Here is a 16349-nt window from a genome sequence, read left to right on the forward strand (position 1 = left end):
AAAAAAAGGAAGGTATCAGATATGCGTAAAAGAAGATTTGGGAAAAAGATGTTGTCCGCGTTATTGATCGCGGGAATGCTGTTGACGGCAATGCCGCTCGGTGTATTTGCTGAAGAGGAGAGCAATGCCGTGACGCCAGACGAAAGCGGGGTATATGTGGTGACAACCCCTGAAGAGCTGCAATGGGTTGCGGATCAAACACGGTTAGCTGAAAATGCAGAAAATTTTGCAGGAAAGATCGTAAGGCTTCAAGCTGCGGAAATAGACATGCAGAGTATTCCATGGGTGCCCATTGATAATTTCAGAGGAACCTTTGACGGAAATAACGTACCGATCAAAAACCTGACGGTAACAAACACCGGCGAGGACGGCTCAGGGCTGTTTGGATCAATTGCTTATACTGAAAGTGCAGCAGCTCCGACTTTTAAAAACATTGTGATTGACGGCGCGACCATCACAGGCGCAAACGATGTTGGCGGAATCGTCGGAAATGCTTACTCAGCCGATATCATCAATTGTAAGGTTATGAACGCGATATTTAACGGCGGCACCAGAATTGGGGGCATGGCCGGCCTCAGCTATGGTGACATTACAAACTGCGAGGTCATCAATTGCCAGATGACCGGTACCGATGAAAACGGCGCTGTCGGCGGGATCATCGGCCTTATCGGAGAAGGCGGTTCTGTGATTGACAGTTGTAATGTTAACGGCTGTACCATGGTTGGCAACCGCAAAATCGCCGGGATTGCCGGGGCAATACAATATGGCAATACCATCAAAGGCTGTACGGTAAACAGCTCAACTATCCGCGCGACCGTAAAATTCTCTTCTATCCTCACCCCAATTATTAAGAACGCGGCTGCCGCAGGCGGTATCGCAGGAGAAGTGATTGGAACCTCAACCCTAATGACATTACAGGATAACACGGTATCCGGCGATATGACTGTTCAGAGCAACCAGAATAAGTTCAGGGGATGGCTCATCGGCAGTATGACTTACCGCTCAGGCACGCAGTACGTAACCTTGACAAACAATCAGGATTTATCCAATCTTACAGGCGCTGGTGTGCCAGAAATTGGTACAAAATAACTTTTAATCCGGGCATTGGAACGTCTTCCAAAGCCCGGATTTCTTATTTATACCTCCACATGCACAAACAACTGCTCAGGGTACTCGATCACACCCAGCCCCAGCTCTCTGGCCACAGCGGCCACCTCGGAGTAGTGGACGCCGGGGCAGTACAGGTCTGCGGCGCAGCCGATCTTATGCTTGGAGTACTCGATGCCGCCCACCTCATGGTTGCGCTGTGTGCAGCGCACGCCGGAGGTGATGATGACCGGGCGACCGAGGCGGTTTCTCAGGTTTTCAACCTGGGCCAGAAGGGCCTCCTCCATGAGCTCGGGGAAACCGCCGCAGTACATGCCATCACAGTCACACTGGTATTCGCTCATGGCAAAGTGTTCACTGGCGCGGCTGTTTTTATAAGCCTCTGCCAGATGTCCCCGGGTTACCGGTCCCGCAATACCGTCAGCCTTGATGCCAGCCTTTCGCTGAAAGGCTTTGACGGCTGCCTGGGTGTTCGGGCCGTCCAGTCCATCGTGCTCACCCGGGTTATAGCCCAGGTGGGATAAAATTCTCTGTACCTCTAAAATACTCATTTCTTTTCCTTTTCATCCTTTGTAAATTCCTTGAGTACGGCCTTAAGCTTATCAGGAATGGGAATAAATTCTGCGGCGTTTTCGACCAGTGAGATGCCTTCATTGGAAATGTAGAAAAGCACGGTGATATCCCGGATGGGCAGCTCGGCCGTTATGATCCTCTGGACCATGAATGCAGCGCTGACCACCAGAAATAGCATCAATTTTTTCAGTATTCCGTAAAAGCCCACCGCGCTGGAAAGCTCATGCCTGTAAATTCCCTTGATAACGCCGGACACATAGTCCAGACAGACTAAAACCGTGAGTACCACCAATAAATCATCGAGTCCCCCAAACAGGAAGGAGAGGGTGCCGCCTGCCACAGCGGCGGCGCCCCGGATGATTTCCCTCATTGCCTGCTGCCTAAGCCAAAGCCACTTCGGTTTTGGTGGTGTCGATGCGCACCGCGGATACCAGTGCCGCCAGCGGCTGTCCGTCGGGCGCAAAAATCCCCTCGGTTAAAATACCGTTTGCACCTGTGGCGATCTCGGCATCGGTGATGCCGTCCTTATAATCCGGAATGGTCAGGGTATAATTTTTGCCGTTAGCCAATTCATAAATCAACTGTAAATCTTTTGAAACATTTGCCATTTTTTTCCTCCTCTATCCTTACGCCACATCCATAAGCTCTTCGGCGATTGTTTTGGTACAGGACTCGCCGACGGGTTCCTGCATGTTCTTGATCAGCTTGTAGGTATTGTAGATGCTCTCATTGGTGGCATCGCTTTTGACATCGCTGTAGGTCTTGGACTTCTTAACGATTTTTCCATTCTCTTCACCATAGTTTGATACAATTTTCAAACCGACACTCTTTACATTTGCTGTTACTGCCATTGTTAACCTCCAAAAGTTTTTCAGGTCTGCGCGCTGCCTGTGATTTTAGTTTAAGGCCTGTCAAGACTTTTTGCAAAGGGATTAAGAGGGCAGTTTTACATTGACACTCACCGCATTAAGGCATAGAATATAGGTTATACTCATGAATTTTCAGAAAAATCTTTCGGACAGACGAGGGGGAACGTCTATGCTGTTTAAATTTATCATCTGTTTTATCGCCGGTATCGGCGCGGGACTGGGGACAGGCTTCGCGGGTATGAGCGCAGCTGCGGTGATCAGCCCGATGCTTATTACCTTCCTGGGTATCCCGGCCTATGAGGCTGTTGGCATTGCGCTTGCCAGCGATGTGCTGGCAAGCGCGGTCAGCGCCTATACCTACGGCAAGCACAAAAATCTGGATATTAAAAACGGACTGGTCATGATGGCAGCGGTTCTGTGCTTTACCCTGGTTGGAAGCTGGATCTCCAGCCTGGTCCCCAGCACTGCAATGGGCGGCTTTTCAGTTTTTATGACGCTGCTGCTCGGCATTAAGTTCATCGTAAAACCTGTGATGACCACCAAGGACTCCATGACCGGCACAAGCCCCCAAAAGCGCTTTGTGCAGTCTGTGGTCTGCGGCATGGCCATCGGCTTTATCTGCGGCTTTGTGGGCGCGGGCGGCGGCATGATGATGCTGCTGATCCTGACCAGTGTGCTGGGCTATGAGCTCAAAATAGCTGTCGGGACCAGTGTTTTTGTCATGGCCTTTACGGCCTTTACCGGCGCGGTCAGCCATTTTGCCATCGGTGGCCCACCGGATGTCTGGAGTCTTGTTTTCTGTGTTTTATCTACCCTGCTCTGGGCCAGAATTGCGGCCAAGTTTGCCAACAAGGCCAGCCCCATTGTGCTCAACCGGGCCACCGGCGTGGTACTCTCTGTCCTTGGGGTTTCCATTATCCTTGTAAATTTTCTGAAATAAAAAAACAACCGCATCCCTTTAAAGGGAGTGCGGTTATTTTTTTATTCGCCATCATTCTCTGTCAGAAACGCCTGGAGCTGCTTCAGAAAAATTTCTGAAGCTCTTGAGAACGCCGGATGCTTTTTCCAGACAACGTACAGCTGTGCCTCGAGGCGGGGGCTCAGCGGCCTGAAGCACAGAGCGCTGTCGCCGGTGGTGTTCACCAGCTTATCAAGGCACAGGGCATAGCCGATGCCCTCCTGCACCATGATGGCCGCGTTGTAAATCAGGTTATAGGTCATCACGACGTTCAGCTTGTCTGAGTCGCTGCCAAACCAGCCGGACAGCTCATTGCGCACCAGCGACTGCCTTGAGCAGAGCAGCGGTATCTCCAGCAGGTTTTCTGCCTTAATGTCGGGCAGCGCCGCCAGAACGCTGTCCCTGCGCATCAGCAATCCCCAGGTGTCCGTGGCAGGCAGGCGTATATAATCGTATTTTGTAATGTCTCCCGGTTCGATCAAAATCCCAAAATCAAGCAGCCCCTTATCCAGACGTTCGGTCACATCGTCGGCGTTTCCGCTGAAGAGATGTACCCGGATATGGGAATAATCCCTCCGCATTCTGCCAACCACCTGGGCGATAATCCGCATGGCGTCGGTTTCTCCGCCGCCGATATAAACATCGCCGCCGACAATCTCATCGGACGCTTTAAAATCAGCCTCGGTGCGGTCCGCCAGGTCTACGATCTCCTGGGCGCGCTTGCGCAGGAAAGCCCCCTCGTCGGTCAGGGTAACCCTTCTGCTTCCCCGGATAAAAAGCTTTTTTCCCAGCTGTTCCTCCAGTTCCATAAGCTGGCGCGAGAGGGTGGGCTGGGTCACATGCAGTGACTCCGCAGCTCCGGAGATCGTTTCCTCTCTGGCAACTGCCAGAAAATAGCGTAAAACCCTCAGTTCCATTGGCTGCACTCCCTTTCTCTGTTTCTCTCAGTATACTGGCGTTTTCCATGCTTGTCAAGCATGGTATCGCATAGCATATAAGTATTTGCTATTACAGCAAGTCAGGTTATATAATAAAGCCATGATAAACAACTATTTGAAAGGAAGCTGATTACCAATGAATCTCGACACATTTTTAGAACATTTAAATAAAGGCCTGACCGTTGACGGCGGGTCAGAAGCACATGAATTTATGCACAAGGTCAGCCAGGAGGCGCTTCGGATCACCAGCGCGCTCAACAATACCTACCACAGCCCCGAGGAAATCCGGGAACTTTTTTCAGAATTGACCGGCAAGCCTGTGGACGCCTCCTTCGGCCTGTTCCCACCCTTTTACACAGACTGCGGCAAGAACATTACGGTGGGGAAAAATGTTTTTATCAACAGCGGCTGCCGTTTCCAGGATCAGGGCGGTATCACCATCGGTGACGGCGCGCTCATCGGTCATAACGCAGTGCTGGCCACCCTCAACCATGACTTTTCCCCTGAAAAACGAAGCTCCATGCATCCGGCGCCTGTGGTCATCGGCAAAAATGTCTGGCTGGGCGCAAATGTCACTGTGGTGCCTGGCGTGACCATCGGGGATAATGCAGTTATCGCCGCCGGAGCGGTGGTCACAAAGGACATCCCAGCGGGCACCATCGCCGCCGGAGTCCCCGCGAAGGTTCTCCGTGAGCTTAGCGTATAAAAAATCCTTAAAGAAAGAGGTTATCCATTATGAAGAAAAATATTCTAATCCTTTCAACCAGTCCCCGCAAAGGCGGAAATTCCGACACACTGGCCGATGAATTCACACGCGGCGCCCGGGACGCAGGCCACGACGCCGAAAAAATCAGTCTGGCTGGCAAAACCATTGGTTTCTGCCGGGGCTGTCTGGCCTGCCAGAAAACAGAGCGCTGTGTCATCCAGGACGACGTCAACGCCATTGTACAAAAGATGCTGAGCGCCGACGTGCTGGTGTTCGCGACACCCATCTATTTCTATGAGATGTCCGGCCAGATGAAAACACTGCTCGACCACAGCAACCCACTGTTTCCAGCAGATTACGCTTTCAGAGAGATCTATCTGCTGGCTGCCTCGGCGGATGAAAACAGGGACTCAATGGATGGGGCTGTCAAAGGCCTCCAGGGCTGGATCGACTGTTTTGAACGCGCAAAGCTGGCCGGCGTACTCCGGGGCACTGGCCTGGACGCTGTGGGCGCAGCCAAAAACGCCCCGCTGGTTTTAAAGGCGGCCTATGATATGGGCAAAACTCTCTGAACAAGGAAACCGGAGGTACTAAAAGTGATGATTCGCCTGAAAGCCGCTTTCCTGTGCTGTTCTCTGCTTTTGGCTGCTGCCTTCACAGGCTGCGCCGCAGACACGGCAGCCTCAAGCGCACCCGAACCGGAAAAGCCCAGCCCATCTGTCCAGACCACTGCGCAGGCCGAGACCACTCCCACTGCTGTCACAGAGCTGCGCATTCAGGCTGGGGACAGGGTCTTCACCGCGCAGCTGGAGGATACTCCGGCCGCTCAGGCTCTGGCCGCCGCCATGCCCATGACCTTGAATATGGATGAAATGAACGGAAACGAAAAATATTTCTTCCTCTCAGATGCACTGCCCACAAACGCCGAGCGGTCAGGCCATATTGCTGCCGGCGATCTGATGCTCTACGGGGACAACTGTCTTGTCCTGTTCTACGAAAGCTTTCAGAGCGCTTACAGCTATACCCACCTTGGGTCCATCACGGACACTGCTGGCCTTGCCGACGCCCTCGGGAGCGGGAGCGTCGAAGTGAGCTTTAGCCTGGCTGAATAAAAGAACCATAAAAAACAACCCTGCTTGCGCTTAACAAGCAGGGTGTTTTTCAATCTAGCTTATTTTTCTTTTACGGTAGGCTGCCAGTCCGGCAACGGCCAGAATAAGCAATCCCGCACAGAGGAACGCCGCGGTCTGGCTATCCTCAACGATTCCGGTTTTTACATTATCCGGTTTGTTTTCAGGATTTACCGGCTGTCCGCTGTTATCATCCGGCTTTTTGTCTGCTTCCTCTCCCGGTTGAAGATTGATGGTTTCAACCGCGGTTGCCTTGAAAATATAACCGCCCGGTGCTGTGTAGCTGGCGGCCAGCACGTAGAGCTGATCGTGGTAGGCTGTAGCGCCTGTTCCGATGAGTATACCGTCGTCAATCCGTTTCCCGTAAGGGGTTATCACCCCTGTCTGCGGATCAACCGTGTAGGCATCTGCTACTGCCGCCGGATCTTCACTCGCACTCTGGGGACCGGCCAGCATAAAGCCGTTCTTTACAGTGGCATTGGCAATGCTGTTAAAAGCCTGGCCTTTTTTTATATCAAGAGAGACCTTCATTCCCTGATAGCCGTTTTCGCTCTGTGTCACGAGCTCAATACTTCCTACCGGTTCGCCTGTGCTGTCTGTACCGCCAGATATGATCAGACGATTTTCATGGGCGTTTACCTTACCGTAAACTCTTGCTTCGGCCAGTTCTCCAGCTTTTGAAACCGTACCGGCTTTAGTGTCGATGGCCACGATATCCTTTGTAGCTGCCGCTGCCGCCTGATTAGTTTCTTTATCAATTTCGATATATTGGCCGCCCACGCCCATCAGTGTGCCGTCCGCATTGACCAGGGAAGTGGCAAATGGGAGTCCTTCAATCTTTTGTTCCTGCCACTGGCCGTCATAGAACCACAGCTTCTCAACCGGCTGATTCTTTTCATCAACCGTCAAGCCCGCAACGGCAAGCCTGCCGTTCCAGGTTGCGCCGGTAAGATTCACTAAGGCCTCCGGCAGCTCAAGGGTTGACCATTTCTGGTTTTCAATACTGTAAGCCCATATTTCGGGGGAGGGTTCACTCTCCAGCCCGTCCGGCAGGACGTAAAGCTGGTTTTGATAGCCCACAATCTGTTTGTTTTCCGCCTTATAAAAATCCTCATCCTCTGGAAGCGGCAGATTCTCTTCAAAGTAGTCGATGTTTACGTTCTGGCCGATTTCAAAGGTCTGATGCCCCTCACCATTGCCTGTGGTGAGCGATACCTCGGCGGTACCGCCTGCAAAGCCTTCGGGCTTTTTAAGGGTAACAACTTTTCCTCCATCGGTGGCAGAAACCGCCTCTGGCACATTTGCCACAATCTCAGCGTCCATTCCGCCGATTTTCGCGCTCTCCAGGTTTTCAAAAAAGTAACCGTCAACCTCAACGGTATCCCCCTGATCCACAATGCTGTTGAGTACCGGGTAAGGTCTTGTCTGGCTGACATTGACCATCCCGCCGGACACGCACTTATCCGTAAAATTGGGATATTTAGTCACGCTGCCCACCACCCGGGCTGCCAGTGCCGCGCCGGATTCGTTATATTGACTGCCGAGCAGGGCAGCCGCACCGGCTGCCGCCGGAGTTGCCATAGATGTGCCGTTTTTATAATCGAAGGGCAGCATTTTGGACGCGTCGCCAATGCCCATGGCGTCGGCATAGACTGTGCCGCTGTTTGGTGTCACTGACGGATTGGAGCTGTCCGGTAAAAAGGTAATATCCCGGAAAGCAAACAGTACCTTCATCTGGAAGTTCTTATAATCCGTATCTTTTGGAAGGGCCGCGCTGTAATTCATCCACGTGCCGTCAAGGGCTGAGCCTCCCGAAATTTTAACTTTCTCAAACTCGCCTCCGGTGTTTTTTACCAGTAAAGCGCAAGCGCCGACTTTCTGTCCTGCCGCCGCAACCTTGATGCTGATGGCCTTATTCTCTATTGCACTGGCCTTTTCCGACAGATCCATCGGTTGGCTGTAAAGCACAACGTTTCCGCTTTCAGCATCCTCAATGTCTATACTCAGGCTCTTTGAACCTTCATAAACCTTGTCGCCGCTTATCTTGGTGACTTTCGCAGCCTCTGTACACGCCGCATCATAAAAGAACGAAATGGCCGGGGCCTGTCCGTCTTCAAAATTATCATACCAGACTGGCGCTTTATCCTTTTCGGGATAATAGACGCTCTGGTCCATGGGTACTGTGGATAAAATCTGGCTCCCCGGCGCTACGATATCCGTGGTCCGTTTCCCGTAATCGCTGAAGGTAGACATGGTTCCTGTCGGATTTGCTGAGTTGACCACAACCGCGTAAGGATTATTTGAAAATCCTGAGGCCATGCTGTTGCTGATGTCGTTATCCCAGCCAGAGTTACCTGAGGCCACAAGGGCGATGGCGCCGGCCTTTCCAGTTTCCTCGATGGCTCTGTCCAGAGCTTTGGACTGCCCGGGACCGCCCCAGGACAGGTTCACAGCCTTGACGTTAACCCCTTCCTGGCAGGCCTGTTTGACATAATCAAAGCCCTGAATTTTACTGGAAATGGCGTTATTGCTCTGGATCGCCATGATCTCAATCTTTTCACCCGCGCCGGAAACACCCATATTGTTCCAGGCCGCGCCCACAATACCGGCGCAGTGCGTCCCATGGCCGTTCGTGTCCACCACGTTCTCCTGGCTGCCCTCACCGCTGACATTAATGCCGTGATCGCCGCCGGGGAGGCCTGAGCCGGCTGGCCGGGTCCACAGCTTGTCCTTTAAATCCGGATTGGTGAGGTCTACGCCTGTATCCAGAATCGCGACCACTGGATTATCACTTTCAGCGCTCGCGCTGGGAACATTCCAGTCGGGAACCCCGATGTTAAAGCCTTGGGGATTTCCAAAGGGATTATTTTTGCTGCTCTGATCACTGTTTGCCCACTGCAGATCCGATAAATCCGGATAAGTCTCTGTGGCTGTGGTTTCAAAATTTGTCGTAATGTAGTTCGGTTCTGCAAAGACCACCTGCGGATAGGATTCAAGCTCTGCGATCAGCGCTTCCGTTGAACGGCTTTCATCCTTAACCAGCGCGAGCACCTGTGTATCCGCAGAAGCCGCTGAACGGCTGCGCAGCTGTGCGTTATCTGCATCCCCGGCGCTGTCCGACAGGGTCATAAGCTGCTCCGCACCAGCCAGCAGCTCCGGCAGGGCTGAACGGCTGCGCAGGGCGGTGCTGCCGCTGTCCATGCACACGATAACCTCTCCCTGAACATAATCGCCTGTGATCACAGGCGTTTCCTCTGATGCTGTCTGAGCAAACGCGGCCAGCGGCAGTGACGCCGCGACCAGAAGCGCGCTCAGCAGAACGGTTAAAAACTTTTTCATGGGTTTCTCCTCATCTGTAATGCTTTAATCTTAATTTAATTATATAAAAAAGATATTTTTGTGGCAATGGTTCTGTATCCAATAACGGCTGAAACGTATCGAAAACGGCATCCCTTAAGAAAAGCGTGCTTTTATATTATAAGAAAATCTATCATAAAAAACCATTGACTCCCTGACTGGGGTGATGGCCATGCGCTTCTCGGACGCCTGCAAAAAAGTCTCTGTCTTAAAAGACCGCAGTCTCTCCTTCCCAGTCAAAATTTCAGGTAAAATCCTTTAAAAAAGGGCCATGTTTAGAATGCCTAAACATGGCCCTTTTTTCATATCAAGCTTATTTTACGCCGCTTCCAGCGCCGCCTCACCCGCAGGAGTGATGGTAAAGCCAATGGGCAGCCAGCCGCCTGCTGCGATGCCGTCAATGTCATGAATGACCGGCAGACTCAGGGCATGCCCCTCATAATAATAGGGCAGGGGACCCGTATACCGCCTCTGGATGCGCCCCTCCTCCACCAGCTGAGCCAGGGCTTCAAAGGTCTCCTTATTCCATCCAGACCAGAAGTACACGGGCTGGCCGCCGCCAACGGCTTCAAACACCAGGCTGCAATCGCCCTGATAATCGTACCCATAGCGGTCAAAGTTGCGCTCCATATCCGTAAAGGTTGCGCCGCCGTTGCTGTGATAGCGGTGGATACACTTGAGCAGCTCCTCCTTTAAATCAAATTCCGGTTTCATAAAATCCAGAAGGATCTCGTCAAACCAGAGGCGGTAAGCTTCCTTTTCCGTAATATAATGGGCAATGTCGTTGATGATTGCCAGGGCCTCGTGGCAGGGAACTCCCAGCACCTTCCGCATCTTTCTGGTGTCCGGCCCCACCGGCACCATCAGCATCTGCTGCCCCTTACAGAGGCGGCGGACCAGCGCGTCATTACATTTATAGCCAAAACGACCTGTAAAATCTTTTGGAATAAAATAGACCTGCCCATCCTTTAAGGCAACTGTCTGAACCCCAAGCTCCGGATGGGTGTAAAATTTTGTTTTTTCGGAATACATCAATTATTTCCCCCTTTTCTCATCATTCATATTTTTATTTTTCTTTTCATAATAGCGCCGGTTCGTCTGGGCCGTTTCGGTTTCCAGCGCGTCCCGGATTTCCTCGTCCACCTGTCTGGCCGTCTGACGGCTCATTCTGGCAAAGCATTCCTTCTGTGGGATAACTCTGGACAGGGCCCGGCAGTTATTGCCAAAGCGCTCGTCAAAATTTCCACAGAGCCTGTAATCACATTTTTTCAATTTGACCTCTTTTATCGTTTTCAATTCTAAAAAAATAATCGGATATTTTTTCATGGTCAATGTTTAACAGCATAACCGCACGGTCGATTTCCTCCTTTCTGAACGGGGTCTTATTCTCAATCCGGCTGATCAAGACAGCTTCGGCCATCTGCATCTCAACGGCAAAAACACGTTTATCCCAAAAGACTTCAAGCACTCTTTCCAATAATCGGTCGTAATTAAAACACATGACGCTCCCCAGATTCTTTAGTTTTAATAAATTTTATTATATAATAACACATTTTATTTATGAATACAATAATAATTTCATTTTTTTTCTAATTTTATTTTATTTGATGTATTTTGTTAGAAAATAGCATATAATAAACGAACGGGGTACCGTAATCAAAAACGATATGTCTGTAACTAAACCATCGACATTGGGAGAAGACCTTATGAAGCAAACCATCGGCCAGCGCATCCGGCTGGCTTTAGAAATAAACCATATGCGGCAGAGCGACCTGTCCAAAAAAACCGGGATCAGTCCCTCTGCCATCAACCAGTATATTTCGGGCAATTTTGAGCCCAAGCAGAATAATATTTATCTGCTGGCAAAGGCCTTAAACGTCAATGAAGCCTGGCTCATGGGCTATGATGTCAGTATCGAGCGCAGCGATAACAGCGCCCCGCTCATTACCGAGCAGGAGGTTGCCCTCCTGAAGCTTTTTCGGAAGCTCAGCGAGACTGGGCAGGACGAGGCGCTGAAGCGGGTGGAGGAGCTTTCAGAGCTGTCCCGGTATGTATAAATCCTTCTTCCCATTTGCTGCGGATGAACCAAAGCTGCTATTCCACGGTTAAAACCACCTTTCCGCCTTTTCCTTCCCTGACGTCACGGTGTGCCTGTTCCGCCTGGCAGAGAGGCAGTTCTTTTCCGATAATCGTATGGAGCCCTGTCTCCATGGCCGCTGACAGTGTGTACATATTGGCAATATAATCCTCCTGGGGCATATTGCCAATGTTCATTCCCATCACCACTGCATCCTTGGTCATGGCCGAACGCGGGTCAAACTCAAGGGTTCCATGATTCCCTACAATTACTACCCGGCCATATTTTGCCAAAAGCTCCATATCCTTCATCAAATTTATATTTGCGACCATTTCAATAATTACGTCCGGCCCATGTTCACCAGTCTCCTGTTTTACAGCCTCCAAATAACCTGGACTCCTATGGTTAAATGCCCGGTGTGCGCCCAGCTTTTCAATCAGCGTCATGCCTTCAGGATCACCAGCAGTTCCCATGACAAAAGTCCCGGTTCTTCTGGCAAGCTGTACAGCCAGAGAGCCTACGCCGCCGCTTGCGCCATGGATAAAAACTGTTTCACCTGGTTTTATTTTTGCCTTTGAGTATAAAGCGTAAGTTGCCGCAAGCCCCGGTGTGCCAAGGGCTGCGCCCTCTGAGAAAGAAAGATTCTGGGGTAAATATCGGACTGCGTCAGCATCACAAACGGTATAATCTGCATAGGTACCCGTATTGCGGCGGGCCAGTGCCGCCGCTACAAACACGCGGTCGCCCTTCTTTAAATGCTCTACGCCATCGCCCACCGCGTCCACGATTCCAGAGCCGTCATTTCCGGGGGTGTAGGGAAGAGCGGGAAGCGCCGTATAGTGTCCTGACCGAATATAAGTCTCTACAGGATTCACCCCTGCTGCCTTTATCTTCACACGCACCTCGCCTGCCGCCGGTGTTGGCGTCTCTGTTTCCTGATACTTCAATACTTCTTCATCACCAAAGGATGATACAATAATTGCTTTCATCTTTACCTCCGTCAGCCGTCCAAAATAAAATTCAGAACGCCCGAATAAGTTATTTTTCTAATGACTATATACCACAAAAATCAGAAAATCGACTGACGGAGAAATGGTTTAAATAATTTGTTAAACAAAAAGGCGGATTCCGTCATTAAATGGAATCCGCCTTTAAAGCTGAACTGCTCAGTTTATTCTATTTCCTCGTTTTCTTCCTCCTTACTTAAAGATATTGTTGAGCGAAACCGTATCACGAACCTGCCGCTGCTTGAAGCGGTCATTCGATTTTCGTTGTACGAGCAGCTTCCTCCATCTCCTCAATATAAGTCGCGTCGTACTTATCCCTATGCAGGATAAACTTCACCCCGGCAATGAGCACGATGAGGGTAAAAATGACCGCGGGGAAGCCCAGAGCCACAATAACCTGGTTAAGGGCGTCGTATCCGCCCACAAAGAGCAGCACCATGGTCAGCACGCCCATGAAAATGGCGACTGCGGCGTTTAAGGCTTTGGGGATTTTGGTCAGAGAGATGTCGGTCGAGTTTTTTTCATCAGGAGCATGGGAAAGGAGTAGGCCACAGAATCGGAGAAGGTGATAAAGGTCATCATGGCCACGATGATAAACACCCACTTCATGATCTGTCCCAGGGGGAGGGTATCCAGAAAAGCAAAGGTTGCGATGCCGTCGCCGAACTGCTGCATCTGGGCAAAGAGATCACTGCCGTTTAAAATGCCCAGCATGGCGTTTCCGCCAAAGGCGGCGTACCAGGTAAACACCACGGTGCAGGGCAGCAGGCAGTTGACGAGCAGGAACTGGCGCAGGGTACGCCCGTAGGCGATGCTGACATAGAAAAGCGCCTGCATGAGGGCCGGGACCAGATTCCAGGCATAGTAGAACATGGAATTGCTGTTCTGCCAGCCGGTCTGATAGATGGGATCGCCAAAGGAGATCATGGGGATAAAGTCTCTGACAAACTCGCCGAGGGCGGTAAAAAGCAGGTTAAAGGTATCGTTCACGCTCGTCGTAAACAGGACAAAAATAAGGATTACCGCATAGCAGACCGCGTTGACATTGCTCAGCCGTCCCATAAGCTTATGGGCGCCGGAGGTGGCGAAAATGACCGTAGCGACTGTGTAGATGACAATCAAAACCACCTCAAAGCTGGGCGTCTCGGTCATACCCGCCACTGTGCCGATGCCCGCGTTCAACTGGATAACCGCAAGACCCATATTGGTCCCGCAGACAATCAGGCAGACCACCATAAGGATATTGGCGATATTCCCAATCCAGGTTTTGGATTTATCCCCGATGAGTGGAAAGAGGGTAGAGCTCCCCCGCAGATCCCGCTTTCCGTTATAGTAGACCAGAGCCAGGATCATGGCAAAGAAGACCATGAGAAAATAGGATGGTATGCCGTAATGCAGAAAGCAGTATTTCAAGCTTGGGATAACCGCCTCCGGGCTCCCCGGCGCAACGTGCAGAAATTCCGGCGGGTTCATAAAGGCGTTAACCGGGCCGGACACACCGTAGAAGCAGATACCGACAGCGATGGTGCCGGTGAGGGACAGGGTGCACCAGGTAAAGAGGCTGAAGCTGGGCTTTGCCTTTTTTCCGCCGAGGCGGATATTCCCGTATTTGCTGAAGATGAGCCAGAAACAGACAATGGTGATGGCGCACACGCAGACGATGTACAGCCATTTAAAATGCGCCATAATCCATTCCACACAGGCGCTCAGCCCTGTCTCGAACTGTGCGGGAAAGACCGCACCGGCCAGAACGACCAGAAGGAGGCAGATCCCCCCGGGGATGAGCACCCGCTTATCAACCTCCTGCCAAACGCTTTTACCTTTTTCTTTATTTTTACCTTCCATGTTCTTCTCCTCTTTTCTCAAAACCCTCTTAAAACCATTTGGACTGGAGGAGGCCCTTTATACCAAAGGACCTCTCAGCGTGTCAAAGAAGTGGCGTATCCCGAGACTGTGCCTTTTATCCAGATAAGAAAAAAGGTCCAGGCGCTGTGGATAACGGCCAGGAATCGTGCTGCATGATAGGAACAGCCGGACACTGGTGAAATTAAGGATCAACTTTAGTAAAGAAGCTATCCGTTAAAGGTGGTTCCCGCAGGCCGCTTTTTTCTTTCTTAGGTAAAAGGCTTCGTCTCTCAGGTTTTTGACAATCTGGGAGGCCCTTATATCGAAGGACCTCTGACCCCAGTCTGAAGCGTTTTATTTTTCTATATGACTTAATACCAGTGTTCCTTTGGAATGTATTTTTCAACCAAGGCCTTCTGGTCCTTATCCATTTCGGGCATCACATATTCCTCCAGACGTTTCTGGTACGCTGCCTTTGTCCGGCTTTTGACAATCGGTTTTCCGGCAGCGATCCAGTTGCCGTGGGACAGCCGGTTGCAGATCTCGGGCATAAAGTAGTCCCTGCGGTACAGTCTTGTGGTTCTTCCCAGAAAATCGCCGCCCGGGCCGGCCTTCTGTATTTTATCAAGCTGCAGTGTTTCCTCGGTCACCTCATAGCCGCGGACAAAGCGTTCGATGGACTGGATCATTTCCTCATCATAGATGTACTTGTCATAGCTGATGGTATTGACCGAGTCCAGCATGCCGCAGGACAGGAGCATGACGTCCACGCCGGACATGATGGCTGCGTAACCGCTGTTAAAGGATTCGACGCCGGCCTGGATGTCCATATCCTTGGCGTCATTCATGAGACCGCCGGTGCGCACAGGCATGCCGTAAAAGTTTGCCAGAGCCTTGGCGGTCTGGAAGATGAGCGACTGTTCTGGACTGCCCATGGTGCCGACCGTATACCGCAGGTCTGAGCCAAGCCCCTGGAGTCCGTAGACCACCGGAACGCCCGGGTTGATGAGCTGTGTCAGCACAACGCCGGCCAGAATTTCGGTGTTTGCCACCAGAATATGCCCGGCGAGGGTATCCGGAACCGTCAGGCCGCTCATGCCTGCCGAGGTCACAAAGGTTGCCTGTCCTTCTGAGGCGTATTTCATCAGGCCTTCACACATGGCTTGTGAATAGTGAAAGGGCGAGGCCACGTTGATGAGCCCGGACACCACACAGCGCTTGTCGGAATCGTCCATGCCGTAGAAACGGCGGACCATATTCAGGCAGTCTGTGGCGCTTTTCTTTCCGTCTACCATGCCCATGAGGGGCTTGTCAAGGTACATGAGGGTGGCCGCCATGGCGTAATTGCTCCGTTCCTCGGGCTTGATCTGGGGCATATCCATGTTGTTGGGATTTCCGATGGTCACCACCCTGCTGCTCTGGTCCAGTTTTGCGAAGTTGGCGAAATCCAGCGGCGTAGGAAAATGATAGTCGTCATCCTCATAGACGTACATGGGGCCATAGCTGGAGGCATAGATGGGCTTGCCGCCGCCAAGGGTCAGGGTGTTCTTCCGGCCGTGCCATTCGTAGGTTTTGGGAATGGTCCTGAGGGCCTCGTTCAGCATTTTTTCTTCAATAAAAACCGTCTCGCCGTCCACACGCGCGCCGTGCTTTTTAAAAACTTCCAGGGCTTCATCGCAGTAGAAGACAACGCCAGTTTCTTTCAGAAGCCTCAGGGAATGGGCGTGGATGAGCTCCAGCTCTTCTTTTGGCGCAAAATTGTATTCTTGTTTCATGATTTCC

Annotated in this window: 19 protein-coding genes; 6 read left to right on the forward strand and 13 right to left on the reverse strand. The window is 51.4% G+C overall.

Translation table 11 applies throughout. The annotated features are described in order from the left end of the window. Window positions 1–21: 21 nt before the first annotated feature. Complete coding sequence (locus tag BUC22_RS10610) at window positions 22–1089, forward strand: GLUG motif-containing protein (protein WP_013378451.1); 1068 nt, start codon at window positions 22–24, stop codon at window positions 1087–1089. A 47-nt stretch (window positions 1090–1136) separates the two neighbouring features. On the opposite strand, the gene BUC22_RS22310 is transcribed toward BUC22_RS10610, so the two are convergent. From BUC22_RS22310 to BUC22_RS10630, 4 genes are read right to left on the reverse strand one after another with little or no spacing between them, the layout of a single operon-like run. Continuing rightward, the gene (locus BUC22_RS22310; RefSeq protein ID WP_013378450.1) at window positions 1137–1658 is read right to left on the reverse strand and encodes a peptidoglycan-binding protein; all 522 of its coding nucleotides are present in this window, start codon (window positions 1656–1658) and stop codon (window positions 1137–1139) included. Beyond that, window positions 1655–2050, reverse strand: a complete 396-nt coding sequence (locus BUC22_RS10620; RefSeq protein WP_013378449.1) for a phage holin family protein — start codon at window positions 2048–2050, stop codon at window positions 1655–1657. Before BUC22_RS10620 ends, BUC22_RS22310 begins: the two co-directional genes overlap by 4 nt. 10 nt (window positions 2051–2060) lie before the next feature. Next, on the reverse strand, window positions 2061–2288 hold the full coding sequence (locus BUC22_RS10625) for a DUF2922 domain-containing protein (RefSeq protein WP_013378448.1): 228 nt from the start codon (window positions 2286–2288) through the stop codon (window positions 2061–2063). Between the two features lie 18 nt (window positions 2289–2306). After that, window positions 2307–2531, reverse strand: a complete 225-nt coding sequence (locus BUC22_RS10630; protein ID WP_013378447.1) for a DUF1659 domain-containing protein — start codon at window positions 2529–2531, stop codon at window positions 2307–2309. Window positions 2532–2718: 187 nt separating this feature from the next. Between BUC22_RS10630 and BUC22_RS10635 the strand changes: the two genes are divergently transcribed. Further along, the gene (locus BUC22_RS10635; RefSeq protein ID WP_073382863.1) at window positions 2719–3489 is read left to right on the forward strand and encodes a sulfite exporter TauE/SafE family protein; all 771 of its coding nucleotides are present in this window, start codon (window positions 2719–2721) and stop codon (window positions 3487–3489) included. Window positions 3490–3530: 41 nt separating this feature from the next. Here BUC22_RS10635 and BUC22_RS10640 read toward each other — a convergent pair whose 3' ends face one another. Beyond that, entirely contained in the window at window positions 3531–4424 is an 894-nt protein-coding gene (locus tag BUC22_RS10640) for a LysR family transcriptional regulator (protein ID WP_013378445.1), read from the reverse strand. Between the two features lie 157 nt (window positions 4425–4581). Here BUC22_RS10640 and BUC22_RS10645 point away from each other — a divergent pair, with 157 nt between their 5' ends. The 3 genes from BUC22_RS10645 to BUC22_RS10655 are packed head-to-tail and all read left to right on the forward strand — an operon-like array spanning window position 4582 to window position 6263. Continuing rightward, on the forward strand, window positions 4582–5151 hold the full coding sequence (locus BUC22_RS10645) for a sugar O-acetyltransferase (RefSeq protein WP_013378444.1): 570 nt from the start codon (window positions 4582–4584) through the stop codon (window positions 5149–5151). Window positions 5152–5180: 29 nt separating this feature from the next. Continuing rightward, the gene (locus BUC22_RS10650) at window positions 5181–5723 is read left to right on the forward strand and encodes a flavodoxin family protein (RefSeq protein WP_073382865.1); all 543 of its coding nucleotides are present in this window, start codon (window positions 5181–5183) and stop codon (window positions 5721–5723) included. Window positions 5724–5750: 27 nt separating this feature from the next. Beyond that, a complete protein-coding gene (locus BUC22_RS10655; protein ID WP_013378442.1) occupies window positions 5751–6263 on the forward strand; it encodes a cyclophilin-like fold protein in 513 nt (170 codons plus the stop codon). Window positions 6264–6317: 54 nt separating this feature from the next. Here BUC22_RS10655 and BUC22_RS10660 read toward each other — a convergent pair whose 3' ends face one another. The 4 genes from BUC22_RS10660 to BUC22_RS10675 all read right to left on the reverse strand — a co-directional run bounded on the left by BUC22_RS10660 (window position 6318) and on the right by BUC22_RS10675 (window position 11139). After that, window positions 6318–9620, reverse strand: a complete 3303-nt coding sequence (locus BUC22_RS10660; protein ID WP_013378441.1) for a S8 family serine peptidase — start codon at window positions 9618–9620, stop codon at window positions 6318–6320. Window positions 9621–9956: 336 nt separating this feature from the next. Continuing rightward, window positions 9957–10670, reverse strand: coding sequence for a hypothetical protein (locus BUC22_RS10665; protein WP_013378440.1), 714 nt, complete (start codon window positions 10668–10670; stop codon window positions 9957–9959). Window positions 10671–10673: 3 nt separating this feature from the next. Beyond that, on the reverse strand, window positions 10674–10910 hold the full coding sequence (locus tag BUC22_RS10670) for a hypothetical protein (RefSeq protein WP_013378439.1): 237 nt from the start codon (window positions 10908–10910) through the stop codon (window positions 10674–10676). Next, a complete protein-coding gene (locus tag BUC22_RS10675) occupies window positions 10897–11139 on the reverse strand; it encodes a DUF739 family protein (protein ID WP_013378438.1) in 243 nt (80 codons plus the stop codon). The genes BUC22_RS10670 and BUC22_RS10675 overlap by 14 nt, the downstream gene beginning before the upstream one ends. 205 nt (window positions 11140–11344) lie before the next feature. Between BUC22_RS10675 and BUC22_RS10680 the strand changes: the two genes are divergently transcribed. Beyond that, on the forward strand, window positions 11345–11695 hold the full coding sequence (locus tag BUC22_RS10680) for a helix-turn-helix domain-containing protein (protein WP_013378436.1): 351 nt from the start codon (window positions 11345–11347) through the stop codon (window positions 11693–11695). Window positions 11696–11732: 37 nt separating this feature from the next. On the opposite strand, the gene BUC22_RS10685 is transcribed toward BUC22_RS10680, so the two are convergent. The 4 genes from BUC22_RS10685 to BUC22_RS10700 form a co-directional block, all read right to left on the reverse strand. Beyond that, entirely contained in the window at window positions 11733–12704 is a 972-nt protein-coding gene (locus BUC22_RS10685) for an NADPH:quinone reductase (RefSeq protein ID WP_013378435.1), read from the reverse strand. Window positions 12705–12972: 268 nt separating this feature from the next. Further along, window positions 12973–13326, reverse strand: a complete 354-nt coding sequence (locus tag BUC22_RS22675) for a BCCT family transporter (RefSeq protein WP_278286326.1) — start codon at window positions 13324–13326, stop codon at window positions 12973–12975. Beyond that, entirely contained in the window at window positions 13218–14567 is a 1350-nt protein-coding gene (locus BUC22_RS10695) for a BCCT family transporter (protein ID WP_073382870.1), read from the reverse strand. The genes BUC22_RS22675 and BUC22_RS10695 overlap by 109 nt, the downstream gene beginning before the upstream one ends. 371 nt (window positions 14568–14938) lie before the next feature. Further along, the gene (locus BUC22_RS10700) at window positions 14939–16342 is read right to left on the reverse strand and encodes a trimethylamine methyltransferase family protein (protein WP_013378433.1); all 1404 of its coding nucleotides are present in this window, start codon (window positions 16340–16342) and stop codon (window positions 14939–14941) included. Between the last annotated feature and the right edge of the window lie 7 nt (window positions 16343–16349).

Source organism: Eubacterium callanderi (assembly GCF_900142645.1).
Taxonomy (GTDB): Bacteria; Bacillota; Clostridia; order Eubacteriales; family Eubacteriaceae; genus Eubacterium; species Eubacterium callanderi.

Excerpts from the sequence above, each read along its gene's own strand:
- BUC22_RS10635 (WP_073382863.1), top strand. The coding sequence starts at position 2,719 with ATGCTGTTTAAATTTATCATCTGTTTTATCGCCGGTATCGGCGCGGGA.
- BUC22_RS10640 (WP_013378445.1), bottom strand. The coding sequence starts at position 4,424 with ATGGAACTGAGGGTTTTACGCTATTTTCTGGCAGTTGCCAGAGAGGAA.
- BUC22_RS10655 (WP_013378442.1), top strand. The coding sequence starts at position 5,751 with ATGATTCGCCTGAAAGCCGCTTTCCTGTGCTGTTCTCTGCTTTTGGCT.
- BUC22_RS10700 (WP_013378433.1), bottom strand. The coding sequence starts at position 16,342 with ATGAAACAAGAATACAATTTTGCGCCAAAAGAAGAGCTGGAGCTCATC.
- BUC22_RS10610 (WP_013378451.1), top strand. The coding sequence starts at position 22 with ATGCGTAAAAGAAGATTTGGGAAAAAGATGTTGTCCGCGTTATTGATC.
- BUC22_RS10685 (WP_013378435.1), bottom strand. The coding sequence starts at position 12,704 with ATGAAAGCAATTATTGTATCATCCTTTGGTGATGAAGAAGTATTGAAG.
- BUC22_RS10675 (WP_013378438.1), bottom strand. The coding sequence starts at position 11,139 with ATGTGTTTTAATTACGACCGATTATTGGAAAGAGTGCTTGAAGTCTTT.
- BUC22_RS10620 (WP_013378449.1), bottom strand. The coding sequence starts at position 2,050 with ATGAGGGAAATCATCCGGGGCGCCGCCGCTGTGGCAGGCGGCACCCTC.
- BUC22_RS10680 (WP_013378436.1), top strand. The coding sequence starts at position 11,345 with ATGAAGCAAACCATCGGCCAGCGCATCCGGCTGGCTTTAGAAATAAAC.
- BUC22_RS10660 (WP_013378441.1), bottom strand. The coding sequence starts at position 9,620 with ATGAAAAAGTTTTTAACCGTTCTGCTGAGCGCGCTTCTGGTCGCGGCG.
- BUC22_RS10665 (WP_013378440.1), bottom strand. The coding sequence starts at position 10,670 with ATGTATTCCGAAAAAACAAAATTTTACACCCATCCGGAGCTTGGGGTT.
- BUC22_RS10695 (WP_073382870.1), bottom strand. The coding sequence starts at position 14,567 with ATGGAAGGTAAAAATAAAGAAAAAGGTAAAAGCGTTTGGCAGGAGGTT.
- BUC22_RS10625 (WP_013378448.1), bottom strand. The coding sequence starts at position 2,288 with ATGGCAAATGTTTCAAAAGATTTACAGTTGATTTATGAATTGGCTAAC.
- BUC22_RS10650 (WP_073382865.1), top strand. The coding sequence starts at position 5,181 with ATGAAGAAAAATATTCTAATCCTTTCAACCAGTCCCCGCAAAGGCGGA.
- BUC22_RS22310 (WP_013378450.1), bottom strand. The coding sequence starts at position 1,658 with ATGAGTATTTTAGAGGTACAGAGAATTTTATCCCACCTGGGCTATAAC.
- BUC22_RS10630 (WP_013378447.1), bottom strand. The coding sequence starts at position 2,531 with ATGGCAGTAACAGCAAATGTAAAGAGTGTCGGTTTGAAAATTGTATCA.
- BUC22_RS10645 (WP_013378444.1), top strand. The coding sequence starts at position 4,582 with ATGAATCTCGACACATTTTTAGAACATTTAAATAAAGGCCTGACCGTT.